Source organism: Luteibacter aegosomatissinici (genome assembly GCF_023078495.1).
Classification (GTDB): domain Bacteria; phylum Pseudomonadota; class Gammaproteobacteria; order Xanthomonadales; family Rhodanobacteraceae; genus Luteibacter; species Luteibacter aegosomatissinici.
Map to the genome: position 1 here is coordinate 4,876,398 of NZ_CP095742.1, position 13,973 is coordinate 4,890,370.

11 protein-coding genes are annotated in these 13,973 nt (G+C 66.7%); 2 read left to right on the forward strand and 9 right to left on the reverse strand.

The genetic code is table 11. The features are described from left to right. Positions 1-5: 5 nt before the first annotated feature. Entirely contained in the window at positions 6-2,951 is a 2,946-nt protein-coding gene (locus L2Y97_RS21770; RefSeq protein ID WP_247430985.1) for a bifunctional diguanylate cyclase/phosphodiesterase, read from the reverse strand. A gap of 264 nt (positions 2,952-3,215) precedes the next feature. On the opposite strand from L2Y97_RS21770, the gene L2Y97_RS21775 reads away from it, so the two are divergent. Further along, positions 3,216-3,749, forward strand: a complete 534-nt coding sequence (locus tag L2Y97_RS21775; protein ID WP_247430988.1) for an acyloxyacyl hydrolase — start codon at positions 3,216-3,218, stop codon at positions 3,747-3,749. A 166-nt stretch (positions 3,750-3,915) separates the two neighbouring features. On the opposite strand, the gene L2Y97_RS21780 is transcribed toward L2Y97_RS21775, so the two are convergent. From L2Y97_RS21780 to L2Y97_RS21800, 5 genes are all read right to left on the reverse strand, one after another. Then, positions 3,916-5,442: a DHA2 family efflux MFS transporter permease subunit gene (locus L2Y97_RS21780; protein ID WP_247430991.1), complete on the reverse strand. Its 1,527-nt coding sequence runs from the start codon at positions 5,440-5,442 to the stop codon at positions 3,916-3,918. Positions 5,443-5,524: 82 nt separating this feature from the next. Then, positions 5,525-6,739: an HlyD/EmrA/EmrK family protein gene (locus L2Y97_RS21785; RefSeq protein WP_247430994.1), complete on the reverse strand. Its 1,215-nt coding sequence runs from the start codon at positions 6,737-6,739 to the stop codon at positions 5,525-5,527. Between the two features lie 30 nt (positions 6,740-6,769). Further along, positions 6,770-8,221, reverse strand: coding sequence for an efflux transporter outer membrane subunit (locus tag L2Y97_RS21790; protein WP_247430996.1), 1,452 nt, complete (start codon positions 8,219-8,221; stop codon positions 6,770-6,772). Positions 8,222-8,245: 24 nt separating this feature from the next. Next, positions 8,246-8,704 carry a MarR family winged helix-turn-helix transcriptional regulator gene (locus tag L2Y97_RS21795; RefSeq protein ID WP_247430999.1) on the reverse strand — a complete coding sequence of 153 codons (459 nt, stop codon included), beginning with the start codon at positions 8,702-8,704 and terminating at the stop codon, positions 8,246-8,248. Positions 8,705-8,780: 76 nt separating this feature from the next. Further along, positions 8,781-9,023 carry a hypothetical protein gene (locus L2Y97_RS21800; RefSeq protein WP_247431002.1) on the reverse strand — a complete coding sequence of 81 codons (243 nt, stop codon included), beginning with the start codon at positions 9,021-9,023 and terminating at the stop codon, positions 8,781-8,783. A 144-nt stretch (positions 9,024-9,167) separates the two neighbouring features. On the opposite strand from L2Y97_RS21800, the gene L2Y97_RS21805 reads away from it, so the two are divergent. Then, on the forward strand, positions 9,168-9,959 hold the full coding sequence (locus tag L2Y97_RS21805) for an AraC family transcriptional regulator (protein WP_247431004.1): 792 nt from the start codon (positions 9,168-9,170) through the stop codon (positions 9,957-9,959). Between the two features lie 7 nt (positions 9,960-9,966). Here the strand turns inward: L2Y97_RS21805 and L2Y97_RS21810 are convergent, their stop codons facing one another. The 3 genes from L2Y97_RS21810 to L2Y97_RS21820 all read right to left on the reverse strand — a co-directional run bounded on the left by L2Y97_RS21810 (position 9,967) and on the right by L2Y97_RS21820 (position 13,895). Next, positions 9,967-10,296: a hypothetical protein gene (locus L2Y97_RS21810; RefSeq protein ID WP_247431007.1), complete on the reverse strand. Its 330-nt coding sequence runs from the start codon at positions 10,294-10,296 to the stop codon at positions 9,967-9,969. 243 nt (positions 10,297-10,539) lie between these two features. Then, the gene (locus L2Y97_RS21815; RefSeq protein WP_247431009.1) at positions 10,540-11,238 is read right to left on the reverse strand and encodes a response regulator; all 699 of its coding nucleotides are present in this window, start codon (positions 11,236-11,238) and stop codon (positions 10,540-10,542) included. Further along, complete coding sequence (locus L2Y97_RS21820; protein ID WP_247431012.1) at positions 11,235-13,895, reverse strand: sensor histidine kinase; 2,661 nt, start codon at positions 13,893-13,895, stop codon at positions 11,235-11,237. The genes L2Y97_RS21815 and L2Y97_RS21820 overlap by 4 nt, the downstream gene beginning before the upstream one ends. Positions 13,896-13,973 lie beyond the last annotated feature (78 nt).

A 13,973-nucleotide genomic window follows, 5' to 3' on the forward strand; every position in this document is an offset into this window, starting at 1 on the left:
ATTGTTCAGCGGATGAGGGCCGGTTCGCGGCTCAGGTCCGCCAGCGGCACGGGGCGCGAGAACAGGAAGCCCTGCATGGCGACGCAGCCTTCCCGCTCGAGCCACTCCCGCTGGGACTGGGTCTCCACACCCTCGGCGACGACCTGCAGGTTGAGGCTGCGAGCCAGGAAGATGATCGAGCGGCAGATCGAGGCATCCGCCGTGTCTTCCAGCAGCGAGGTGGTGAAGTGGCGGTCGACTTTCATCTTGTCGAGCGGCAGCCGTGAAAGGTAGGTGAGGTTCGAGTAGCCCGTGCCGAAGTCATCGAGCGCGATGCTCACGCCCATCGCACGCAGTTCGTGCAGTGTGCGGATCGCCCGCTCGGGCTCGTTCATGAAGGCGCTTTCGGTCAGCTCCAGCTCCAGCGCGGAGGCACTGGCGCCGGTTTCCCGCAACGCCTGGCGCACCTCGGCCACCAGGTCGGCGTGCGCGAGCTGCTGGGCGGAAATATTCACCGCGATGCGGCAGCCTTCGCCCAGTGCTTCGAGCACGCGCCGCTGCTGGCGGCATGCCTCGCGCAATACCCACTGCCCGATCGAGACGATGGTGCCGGTCTCCTCGAGCAATGGAATCAGCTGGTCGGGCCATGCCAGGTCACCGGGTGCCATGGGCCAGCGCAGCAAGGCTTCCACCCCGATCGCCTTGCCGGTGAGGCTGTCGTGCTGGGTCTGCCAGGCCAGCGCCAGCTCCTGGTCGAGGTGGGCCGGAGCCAGGCGGGTGATGACGGTGAGCCTCGCCATGGCGGTGGCATGCATGTCCGCCGAGTAGCGCTTCCACGTGTGCCGGCCGGACCGCTTGGCGTCGTACATCGCGGTATCGGCGTTGCGGATCAGGGTGTCGGCATCCGCACCATCACGCGTCGCGAACGCCACGCCGATACTGCATTTCAGGCGCTGCACGGTGCCGGCCACTTCCAGCGGCTCTTCGATGGCACGCTGGATGCGCGGCAGCACATCCAGTGCCTTGGCGGGCGGCCCGGCGAACGGGAGCATCGCGACGAACTCGTCGCCACCGAACCGGCCGACGTGGCCCAGGCCATCCAGTGCATCGCCCAGCTTCAACGTCACATCACGCAGCACCTGGTCGCCCAGGGCGTGGCCCAGTGCATCGTTGATGAACTTGAAATGGTCCAGGTCGATGAACAACACCATCAGCCCGCTGTTGTCACGGATGCAATCGCGCACCAGCCCATCGAGCTGCTCGCGCAATGCCCGGCGGTTGGGCAGGCCGGTGAGTTCATCGTGAGTCGCCTGATGGTTCAGGCGCTCTTCGTAACGGCGTTGCTCGGTCACGTCGCGCACGATCACCAGCGTGCCGCGGCCACGCGAATCCTTGTAGTCGGATAACGCGAGTTCTGCCTCGAACGGCATGCCGCGCATCGGTTCGAGCCATGCGATGACGCCGGCATTGTCGGTGCTGCCGGTACGAATGGCGGCCAGTGCATCGCTGTCCATGAAGGTGGAAGCGCTGCGCCCGGTCAGGCTTTCACCCGGCTCGCCCAGGCGCTCCTCGGCCAGGGGGTTGGCGAAATCGATATGGTCATCGCGCACGACCAGCAACGGCAGCGGCATGCGCGACAGCAGCTTGCGGTAAGCCGCTTCGCTGGCGGCCAGGTCACGGTCGGATTCGCGCAGGCGCTGGCGGGTTTCGTGCAGCGCGGTGATCTCGCTGATGGTGCCGGCCAGGATCGTCGTGCCTTCTTCGTTGGTGATCCGCGCCGCGCGCAGGTTCACGCGCACCTCGTGGCCATCCGGGCGGCATAGCCGGTGTTCGATCTCGTACGGGCCGTCGCCATCGGTGAAGCGATCGAGCCATGCAACGATCGCGACCTGGTCTTCGGGGTGCACCAGCTTGTAATACGTGCCCAGGCGGCCGCCCATGCGCTCCAGTGGCAGGCCGGTGATCTCGTGGACATGGCCCGACCACAGGATGCTGCGCGAGCGCAGGTCAGCCTCCCACAAGCCGATGTGGCCGCTGCGCTGCACATCGCCCAGGTGTCGCGCGCTGCGGGTGAGCGCTTCCAGCAAGGTGCCCTGGTGACTGTAGGCACGGCCAAGCCACGACGCCACGCCGTTGAGGATGAGCAGCAGCACCAGCGTGGCCAGTACCGTCGCCTGGCCCTGGTCGAACCACTCGGCGCGGATGGCGGTGCGATCCACGCCGACGCGCACGACGAGGGGGTAGGTGGCCGACGTTGCCCACGCGTAGGTGTAGTTGCCCTCGTCGTAGGTACCGCTGGTGCCGGGTGGTACGTCACGAGGCACCCAGTGCTGGGCCAGGCCATCGCGGTTGCTCGCAAAAAGTTGCCCATCGGTGGAGAACACCGTGAGCACGGCCGTGCTGCTCAGCATGGAGTGGCGCAACATGTCGCTTGCCCGCTCACTATCGATGCGGGCACCAAAGGCGGCCGGCTGGGCAACCCGCGAATCAACCAGGACACGGACCGTCGGGCTTAGATCGCCATGCGCCGCACTGACACTCACCCGCACGCTCGCCCCCAGGGCAGCGTGGCGGGGCGCGTTGAGTACGGCGTGCCAGTCGCCCCCGCGTGGCGGGCGCGTTGAGGCGATGACATCGCCATCGGCATCGAGCGCGACAAAGTTGGCCAGCTCAGGATGGCGGGCGTGGACTTCCGCCAGGGCCGTGTTGAGCGGGCCGGGGTCCGCGCTGACGACGCCATTGCGCAACGCCAGCAGCGGGCCAAGGCTGGAATCGATGTCCTGGTCGAGCGAGCGGATAACCCCCGAGGCAGCGCCGGCGATCTGCCGGTGGCTGCTGCCCAGCATGCGCTCGTACGCATCGAGCTGCAGGCGGGCCACGATGGCCACCACACCCACCGAAAGGGCGGCTGCGGCCAGCCAGAGCGCCAGCCGGATACGGCGCGCGCGCAGCTTGGTCGCTCCTTTATCCACCGCCCCTGTCAACGTCCCTACCGCCCTGTTGGTTAGCTGCGCATCCGCCGCCGGGATGCCTATGGGCGTTATCGGCCAAGGCGGCGGTGGCTTGAGATGGCGAGGAAAGGCGGCTGCAACACGTGAATGCAATCCTGCGCTTTATCGGCAGAAATATTCTGGCCCTACCCCCTTTTTTCACGCCTGCTGAACACTATTTACCGAACGATTCAGTTCAAGATTTGCTCCGCACATAAACGTCCCACCATAAGGACCCGTTCCCCCATGCGCTCGTCCCGCGTAGCCCTCGGCGTCCTCGCCGCCCTTTCCCTCTCCGCCGCCGCACTCCCCGCCACCGCCGAAACGCATATCGAGCTGCAGGGCGGGCGTAGCTATATGGATAGCCACGGCACCAATGCCTTCTTCATCGAATCCGTGTTCGATGCCCACCCGATGGGTGCCAGCCGGTTCACCTGGTCGCCCGATGTTTCCATTGGCTATATCAAGGGACGTGATATCGGCCGCTACGAAGATTCTCATCCGGGCGTGACCAACAACGTCTGGGTCGGCGCCGTGGGCGCCCGCCTGCACTACGGCGTGGATGGCGACTGGTACCACCCGTTCTTCTTCAGCTTCCAGCTGGCCGGCACGGCCGGTGGCCGCACCCAGGCCCTGTCCTCGGGCTACGAGTTCGTCAGCACCCTGGGCTGGCAGTGGAAGAACATCAGCTTCCAGGTCCGCCACATCTCCAACGGCAGCTTCAAGGAGCCGAACCGCGGCGAGACCATGGGTCTGGTAGGTATCGGGTTTGATATCTGAGGCCGGCGCGGCGCGATGAAAAAAAAGCCCGGCGCATGCCGGGCTTTTTTTCGCTCTGCAGGAACGGTGCCGTAAGACAGCGCAAGCCCGCCAACAAACGCTCACGATTCCCAGCGAGCGCAGCTCGCGACTCCCAGGCCGCGACAGCGGCCGACTGACCGCAACATCAATGCCCCGACGCCGCGGGCCCCGCCTTCGCCGCGAACGGCGGCTTGGCCATCCACACCACCAGGATCAGTGCCACGAAGACAAAGCCGAGCAGGTGGAACACTTCGTTGAATGAGATCTGGTACGCCTGCTGGGTGATCATCTGGTTCACCGAGGCCGCGGCATACGTGGTATCGCCATGGCCGATCTGGGTGAGCGCTTCCTGCGCGCCCTGGTTGAACGGCGTGATGTTCTCCGCCAGGCGCTCGTGGTGCACGATGGCGCGGTGATCCCACAGGAACGTGGTGAGCGATGCCGCGAAGCTGCCGCCCAGGGTACGCAGGAACGTCGCCAGGCCCGACCCCGCTGCGATTTCACGCGGCTGCAGATCGGAAAGCAGGATGGTGAGCACCGGCATGAAGAAGAACGCCACGCCCAGGCCCTGGATCAGCTGCACCAGCGCCACGTGGTAGAAGTCGATCTCCAGGTAGAACTGCGAGCGGATGAAGCAGGTGGCGCCCATCACCAGGAACGCACCCGATGCCAGTACACGCAGATCGAACTTGTGCGCGTAGCGGCCAACGAATGGCGTGAGGATCACGGGCAGGATACCCAGTGGCGCCGACGCGAAGCCCGCCCAGGTGGATGTATAGCCGACGTTGCGTTGCAACCACTGTGGCACCAGCAGGCCGATGGCGAAGAACGCGGCGTACGCAAGCACAAGGCATAGCGTGCCCATGCGGAAGTTCCGGTGGCGGAACAGGCGCAGGTTCACGATCGGGTCCTTGTCGGTGAGTTCCCAGATCAGGAACACGGCCAGGCCAATGGCGGCGATGATCGCGGTCACCACGATGAACGTGGAGTTGAACCAGTCCTCGTCGTTGCCCTTGTCGAGCACCACCTGCAGTGCGCCCACGCCGATGATCAGCGTGATCAGGCCCACATAATCGACCTTGGGCTTCTCGGTGGTTTCCGGGCGCCCCTTCATCTGGTTCGCCACGACGAAGCTGGCGAAGATACCGATAGGCACGTTGATGAAGAAGATCCACGGCCAGGTGTAGTTATCCGTGATCCAGCCGCCGAGGATCGGGCCCGCGATGGGCGCGACCACGGTCACCATCGCCAGCAGGGCGAGCGCCATGCCGCGTTTCGCCGGTGGATAAATCGAGATCAGCAGCGACTGCGTGATCGGGTACATCGGGCCGGCCACCGCACCCTGGATGGCGCGGAACAGGATGAGCATGCTCATGCTCTGCGCGATACCGCACAGGAACGAGGCCAGCGAGAACAACAGCGTGGCCCACACGAACAGCTTGGTTTCACCAAAGCGGCGGGTGAGGAAGCCGGTAAGCGGCAACGCGATCGCGTTGCTCACGGCGAACGAGGTGATCACCCAGGTGCTCTGGTTGGAACTGACACCCAGGTTGCCCGCGATGGTCGGCAGCGACACGTTCGCGATGGTGGTGTCCAGCACCTGCATGAAGGTCGCGAGCGATAACCCGACCGTGGACAGCGCCAGATTGGGCGGTCGAAATTCGGTGCTCATGAATAAGCCTGGTCGTTAAGAGAGTGACAGTGAGGGCAGGGCGGGCGCGTGGTGTGAGCCAGCGCGCCCGCGCACATGTCCCTTACTTCGGCGCCTTCTGCTGCTCGGCGCCATCGCCGGCCGACGCGTTTTCGTGGATGACGCGGGCGATGTCCTGGTCGGCATCGGCCAGCTGCTTGTCATACACGGGCGTCGAGAATTCCGGCTTGGTCGGGGCCTGCTGCGCCAGCAGGGCACCGCTCTGGTCGTGCAGCGAGACGGTGACCTTGGTCGAAAGGCCAAGGCGCAGCGGCTTGTCTTCCAGCTGCTTCGGGTCGGTGAACACGACGCGCACCGGCACACGCTGCACGATCTTGATCCAGTTACCGGTGGCGTTCTGCGCCGGCAGGATCGAGAACGCGCTGCCGCTACCCACACCCAGGCTACGCACCTTGGCCTTGTAAACGACATCGCTGCCGTACACATCGGCGGTCACATCGACCGGCTGGCCGATACGCATGTGGGTGAGCTGGGTTTCCTTGAAGTTGGCGTCGATCCACACTTCATGCAGCGGCACCACGGCCATCAGGGCCGCACCCGGCTGGACGCGCTGGCCCACCTGCACGCTGCGCTTGGCGACATAACCATCCACCGGGGCGACCAGCGTGGAACGCACGAAGTCGAGGTAGGCCGAGCGCAGCTTGGCAGCGGCGGCGCGCACATCCGGGTGCGAAGCGACGACAGTGTCATCCACCAGCACCTTGCTGCTGCTGTACGACTGCTTGGCCGACGAGAGGCTGCTCTCGGCGGAGGTCAGCGTATCGAGCGCGTGCGACAGTTCTTCGGCCGAGATGGCGCCGCTCTTGGCGAGGTCACGACGGCGGTTGTAGTCGGCGCGGGCGCGGTCGACGGCGGTCTGGCGTACCGCGACATCGGCCTGCGCCGAGGTCACGTTGTTGTACAGGCCGCGCACGCGGCGCACGGTGGTGGCGAGGTTGGCGCGGGCGCTTTCCAGGGCCACTTCCGCATCGCTCGGGTCGAGCTTCACCAGCACATCGCCCTGGTGCACCAGGTCGCCATCGTCGGCGCCGATCGAGGTGACGGTACCGGCGATCTGCGGGGTGATCTGCACGACGTTGCCGTTGACGTACGCGTCATCGGTATCTTCGTACCAGCGGCCGTCCACGAAGTACCACACCGTCCAGCCAATGGCGGCCAGGATGATGAGGACGACGAGCAGCTTAAGGAAGAACCCACGACGGCTCTTCGGCGGTGGCGCAACGGTAGCGCCGGTGGGGGCGGTAGTTTCTTGGGACATCGTTGGGTGCCTTGGAAAGTGTGTGTGTTCTTAGCGGGTAGCGGCGTCGGCGACCGGCTGGTCGCCGGCTTCGGGGCGGAAGCCGCCACCGAGCGCCTGGATAAGTTGCACGGACGTGTCGACCTGCTCGGCGCGCAGCGCGACGAGGCGCTGTTCGGCTTCGAGCAACTGCTGGCGCACCGAGAGCGCGTCGAGGTAGCTGCCCACGCCGGCCTTGTAGCGCTGCTGGGCCAGGTCGTAGGCCTGCTGCGCGGCGTCGTGCGCACGCTGCTGCGCCTGCATCTGTGCATTCAGCGAATCCAGGCCCGACAGATCGTCGGCGACCTCATTCACCGCGCCGACCAGGGTCTGGTTGTACTGGGCCACGGCGAGGTCGTACTGCGCGTCCTTGCCGGCCAGGTTGGCGCGGCGGCGGCCACCGTCGTAGATCGGCAGGCTCACCGCGGGCAGCACCTGCCAGAAGCGCGCCGCCGACGAGAACAGGTTGTCCGAACCACCGGCGACCTGCGCGGCGAGCACGCCCAGGGTCACGTTGGGCAGGAACTCCTTCTTCGCCGAATCGATATCCTTCGCGGCGGCTTCAACGCGCCAGCGCGCGGCGACCAGGTCGGCGCGGTGGCCGAGGATATCGGCAGGCACGTTGGCCGGTACGGCGATCGCGGCAGGCTGCAGGGTGGTGGGACGGCCGATGTCGATACCGCGATCCGGGCCCTTGCCCAGCAGTACGCTGAGCGAGGTACGCGCGGAGTCGATCGCGCGCTGGGCCACCGCCATTTCGCGCTCGGCGGATGCGACTTCGCTATCTGACTGCTTCACCTGGATCTGGTTATCCACGCCGGCGGCAACGCGCTGCTTGGTCAGGTCACGCGAGGCACGGCTGCGGTCCAGCTCGGCCTTCGCCACGTCCATCTGGTCGAATGCGTAACCCAGCTGCACGTAGGCGCGGGTGACGTTGGTCGAGATCTCGATGCGGGCGGCGCGGGCGTCCACTTCGGCGGCACGCTGCGAGCCCACGGCGGCTTCGAACGCATCGCGCTTGCCGCCCCACAGGTCCAGGTCCCAGTTGAAGTTGCCGTAGCCGTACTTCGTCCAGCTGAAGTGACCGAGTTCGTTACCGACCAGGCCCTGCGGCAGGTGCGCGCCGGCCGCGCCGCCACCCACGTTGAAGGTGGGATCGCGGTTGGCGTCGGCCGCACCGGCCTGCGCCTGGGCCTGGCGCACGCGCGCATCGGCGGCCGCCAGGTTCGGGTTGTCCTTCAGCGCTTCTTCGATCAGGCCGGACAGGCGGGCATCGCCCAGCCCCGTCCACCAGTCGGCCGCCGGCCACGCGGACGTGGCGCCTTCGCCCTTGGCGAGGCTCTGCTCGGCGTGGAGGGTGGCCGGGTCGGTCAGGTGGCCCTGCGTTTCCAGTCCGCGGCTGGTGACGCAGCCGGAAAGGACGAAGGCGGCACCGATGGCCGCCACGAGAGTGTGCAGACGCATGCGTTTTGCCTCAGGTTTTTTAGATCAGTTCTTGTCGCGCAGCACGCAGAGCACGCGCTGCAGGTAATCGAGTAGCTGGCTGCGTTCTTCCGCTGACAGATCCTTCTGCGCGCGCTCGAGCGTGGCGACATTGCTTTCGTGCAGGTGGCGCCAAAGCGCCAGGCCGGCCTCGGTGAGGTCGATGCGCAGCGCGCGGCGGTCCTGCTCATGCGGCTGGCGGCGCAGGTAACCCTTGGCTTCCAGCTGGTCCAGCTGGCGGGTCATGGCGCCGCCATCCAGGTCCACGGCACGGGCCAGCTCGGTGGCCGTCATCGGGCCCATGTTGGCGAGGCGCTTGAGCACGTGGAACTGGGTGAACTTCAGGTCGGCGCCCAGCGCAGCCAGGTCCGCCTCGATGGCCCGTACGATTTCGCCGCGGACCATGCCGATGAGGGCGCCGAGGCTATCGCGGCCGTCCGGGGAAATGCACAGGTTGGTATTCATAGCCGCGCATTCTATTGCCTCAAGATTAATTGTCAAGGCAAATATACCGGCGTCATATATTTTCGGCTTGGCGGATCTACTCCTCGTCGGCCAGTAGGGCGGCCAGGGCGGGGTCACGGATGTCGAAAAGGTCGAACACACCCAGGGCCCGGAGGGTGGGCAGCTGGGCCAGCAGGCGTGGCTCCAGGCGGCGCCGCTGCTCCTCAGGCGTTGTGGCATCCAGCATGGCGTGGGCGCAGGCGACGAACGTGACCAGCGCATCGCCGGCGGCGGTGTCGTCGCGGAGTTCTGAAAAATCGGTGGTGACGAGGCGGATCATGGGGACCTCCGGCGTCGAGGTCCGGCACGCGGGCTGTCGGCGGATGCCGCGCGCGGGACAGTTACTTGGGGATGCAAATGTTATACATGGACCCTATCGGCCTGATATCGTTATCGGGCCAAATAGTGTCGAGATCCGGCCAAAATGGAAAAATCTGAGTTCCATGAGATGTTCGACCGGGCCGATGGCCCGCCCCTGCTCGCCTACGCCATGGAGCGCGAAACGAGCCTGATGGAGATCGACTGGCACCAGCATGTGCGTGGCCAGTTTTTCTATGTAGAGCAGGGCCTTATCGTTACCCGAACAGACCGCGGCACCTACCTGTTGCCGCCGCATCGCGCGGGATGGATGCCGCCGGGCCTGATGCACACGGTGACGATTTCGGGCCCCAGCCGGGCCTGGGGCGTGTTTGTATCGCCCGATGCCTCGCGCGGCCTCCCCGAGCACGCCTGCGTCGTCGGCGTGGATGACGTGTTCCGGGCTGTCGTGAAGCGCGTGGCGACCTGGGCGCCCGATGCGGACACGACCCCGGAGCGCGAGCGCCTGCTCGCCGTGCTGCTGGACGAGATCCGCCACGCGCCGGTGGAACGCATGCATCTGCCCATGCCCCTCGACCGGCGCCTGCGCCGCGTGGCCATGGCGATGGTGGAGCACCCGGAGGACACCCGCAGCATCGACGAGTGGGCGGCCTGGGCGGGCCTTTCCGTGCGCACGCTTACCCGGCTGTTCCGCGAGGAGACCCAGTGCAGCGTGGCGCAATGGCGGCAGACCGCCCGGCTCACCCGGGCACTGGAACGCCTGGCCGAAGGCGAGGCCGTTGCCACGATCGCCGATTCGCTCGGCTACGCCACGCCCAGTGCGTTCGTCGCGATGTTCCGCAAGGCCTTCGGCGATACACCGGGGCGTTATCTGTCGCGCCAGGCGGCGGCTGCGTAAGCGGGCATCACTCCGCCACGGGCTTGCACATCCACAAGCCCTCGAACGTATACGGATCGCCGGAGTCGCGCGCGACCACATCCAGCGCGACCCGGCCGTACGTCCAGCCCTCGTGCTGGCTAGTCTCGCCAATGTCATGGCAGCCGCCGGCACGCTCGTAGGTGCCGGTTTCCGCGTTGGTCATCTCCGCTTCCTCCCGCTGGCATTGCACGAGCGCTTCCTCATGCGAGGGGAAGTTGTGGTTGCCGAATACGTAGCGCTCCGCACTGCATTGCGTGGCGGCGGTTGCGTTCGTGGCGGTAAGGCAAAGGGCGGCGGCAACGATAGAAAGACGCATGGGCAGGCTCCGGTACCAACAAGGGCCGACGAGCCTGCGGCGCGGCGTGGGCGAATGGAATCAGACTATTCTGAGAAATTCGGCCAATCGCTGTTCGCGTGATCGCGGTCACGCCCATCGGCACGCATGACGGCCAACGGTAGGAGCCCACCCTGTGGGCGACGCTGTTCGCGATATCGCGACCCGGCCTGTGGCGGTGTCGCGAAAGATGTCGCCCACAGGGTGGGCTCCTACATACAGGGGCTAATTGGCCGGAAAACGGTAGCCTACGCCGGGTTCGGTCTTCAGCCAGCGCGGCGTCGTGGCGTCATCGCCCAGCTTCTGGCGCAGCTTGCCCATCACGATGCGCAGGTAGTGCGTGTCCTGCACATGGGTCGGGCCCCAGATGTCACGCAGGATCTGCTGCTGGCTCACCACGCGGCCGGGGTGGCGCACCAGCATGGACAGTACCGCGAACTCCTTGCGGGTCAGCGCGACCGCGGCGCCGTCGAGAAATACTTCACGCCGGGCCAGGTCCACAATCAGCGAGCCGTCATCGTAGCGCACGGGTGCCTCGGGCTCGCCCGCCTTCGCACCCTGGCGCAACAACACGCGCAGGCGTGCCATGAGCTCCTGGATGCCGAACGGCTTGGTCACGTAATCGTTGGCCCCGCTATCCAGGGCCTTGACCTTCTCCGTCTCCGCATCGCGCACGGAGAGCATCAGCACCGGCACCTGGCTCCACGTGCGCAGCTCACGCAGTACATCGTGGCCTTCCATGTCCGGCAAGCCGATATCGAGCACGACCAGGTCGGGCGATTGCGTGGCCGCCAGGCCAAGGCCTTCGGCACCGTTGCTGGCGAGCACCACCTGGTAGCCCTCCGCGCGCAGGCCGATATCGAGGAAGCGGCGGATCTGCGCTTCGTCATCGATCACCAGGACACGCGGGGCAGCAGGATTCATGCGGTCTCTTCGGGCGGTGGTGGCAGGGGCAGCGAGACACGGATGGTCGTGCCATTGCCCGCGTGGGGCAAGGCCTCCACGGTGCCCCCGTGGGCGCCGACCATGCCGCGGCAGATGGCCAGGCCAAGACCGGTGCCCTGCTTACCGCGATCGCCACGCGATACCGAATAGAACATATCGAAGATCCGCGTGCGCTCGTCTTCGGGAATGCCGGGGCCGCGGTCCGACACATCCACCAGCAGGCGGCCGGCCTCGGTGCGCACGATGACCCGGATCGCCTCATCCGGTGGCGAGAAGCGCGCCGCGTTTTCCAGGATGTTGAACAACGCCTGCTCGATCAGCGCCGGGTGCACGTGCAGCAGGACGGTGTCGTGCGGCAGGTGCACGTCCACGCGCGTATCCGGGAAGAGCTTGCGCAGGCGCGCGACGGCTGCCGCGACGATTTCCCCCGCATCCACCCAGTCGCGGTTGAGCTTGAGCGTGCCGTGGCCAAGCCGGGTCATGTCCAGCAGGTTCTGGATGTACCGATCCAGCCGCTGGCCTTCGCCCAGGATCGCCTGGAGAAGCTCATGGCGCTCATCCGCAGGCAGTTGGGCGTCGTAGCTCAGCAGCGTGCCGGCCGAGCCGATCATCGATGCGAGCGGCGAGCGCAGGTCGTGCGATACCGAGGAAAGCAGCGCACTGCGCAGGCGCTCGGTCTCGCCTTGCACGCGGGCGCTTTCCAGTTCCACCGCCAGCCGCGCGCGCTCAAGCGCCTGGGCAATATCTTCGGCCATGGCCAGCGCGAGCCCACGACGGTCTGCGTCGGGCTCGCGTGCATTCAGCGGGAAGCGAAGCGCGGCGACGCCAGCGCGCCGTTGCTCGGTGCCGAGCGGCAGCATCCAGCACGAGGCGCCGTTGAGCGTATCGGTGTAACGGCCCGCCGGTTCGGCATGCGCTTCCGACCAGTCAGCCGCCGCGCGGTCCTGGGTGGATAGCGCGAATGCATCCGGGCTGGATACGACAACCTTCAGGTCCGCGCCGGCGTCGCGAGCCAGCATGGCGACCTCGGCATCCAGCGCGCGCGCCATGGCACGGGCGCCGGCGGTGCGGATACCTTCCGCGTCCGCACTGGTGGCGAGCTGCTGGCCAAGCGCCACCAGCGCCCGGCCTCGCACCTGCGCGGCACGCAATGACTGGACCTGGCCGGCCAGGCGCGTAGCAAGGCGGCTGCACACCAACGCAGCGACCAGGAACAACGTGACGGCCAGTACGTCGTCCGCGTTGGCGATGGCCAGCGTGTAGCGCGGCGGGGCGAAGAAGAAGTTGTAGCCGAGGAAGCAAAGGATGGCGGTGTATACCGCCACGGCCATGCGCGTGCGGGCCGCGACCACCAGCACGGTGGTGAGGAAGATCAGCGACAGGTTGGCGACGGACAGGAAACGATCGGCCACGAACGACAACGCCATGGCCACCGCCGTTGCCGCCGTCGCGAACAGGTATTCCCGGCGCGTACCGTTGCCGTTGGCGAAGCGCAGGCGGTGCCGCGCACGGGCCCGCTCGGCCGGTGTCGCCACGATGGTGAGTTCGAGGTGTGCGCCGCGGCGGAGCAACTGCTGGGTAAGCGACAAGCCAAGGCGGCGCGCGATGGGCCGCTCGCGCGTGCGGCCCACCACGATCTGGCCGACCCCTTCGCGATCGGCCCAGGCCAGCAGCTCATCCGCGATCGCGTGGCCGCGCAGGATCACCGGCTCACCGCCAAGGCGGCGCGCCAGGCGCATGGCGGCATCCACCCGCTCGCGCCGTTCGCCGTCGACGCTACCCGTATCGACGAACAACACACTCCACGGGCCTCCGCGACGCTCGGCAATGCGCCGGGTCATGCGCACCAGGTACTCGCTTTGTGCATGGCCGTCGATCGCGGCCATGGTGCGGCGGCGTACCGGCATGGCGCCACCGCGGGCCAGCATGTGTTCGCGCAGGTCGCTGTCGACATGGTGGGCCACCGTTTCCACGGCGAGCTCACGCAACGCCGCGAGGTTGGTAGGCGAGAAGAACGCATCCAGCGCGACGGCTGCCGTTTCCGGTACGTACACCTTGCCCTGCTTCAGCCGGGTGATCAGCTCGCGCGGCGGCAGATCGATCAGGACGATATCGCGGGCGCGGTCCAGGAAGGCATCGGGCACGGTTTCACGAACGGCCACGTTGGTGATACGGCGCACCTGGTCGTTGAGGCTTTCAAGGTGCTGCACGTTCAGCGCGGTGTACACCTCTATCCCGGCATCGAGCAGGTCGGCGATGTCCTGCCAGCGCCGGGTGTGCCTTCCGCCTGGCAGGTTGGTGTGTGGCAATTCATCGACCACCAGCACGGCTGGCTTGCGGGCCAGCGCGGCCTCCAGGTCGAACTCCTGGAACTCACGGCCCGCGTAGTGAACGGGCCGGGTCGGCAGGATCTCCATGCCTTCGAGCAAGGCGGCCGTCTCGGCGCGGCCGTGGGTCTCGACAAAGCCGATGACCACATCGATGCCCTGCCGGCGCAGGTCGCGCGCCGCCGAGAGCATGGCGTAGGTCTTGCCGACCCCGGGTGCCGCGCCGAGGAAGATCTTCAGGCGCTGCCCGCCGTCGCTGTTCACGGCGTTGAGCAAGGCATCGGCGCGGGCATCGCGGGAATCGGTCATGGGGCGAACGATACAGGGTGGAGGTAATGACGTGACCGCGTTCCGTAGGAGCCCACCCTGTGGGCGACATCGTTTGGC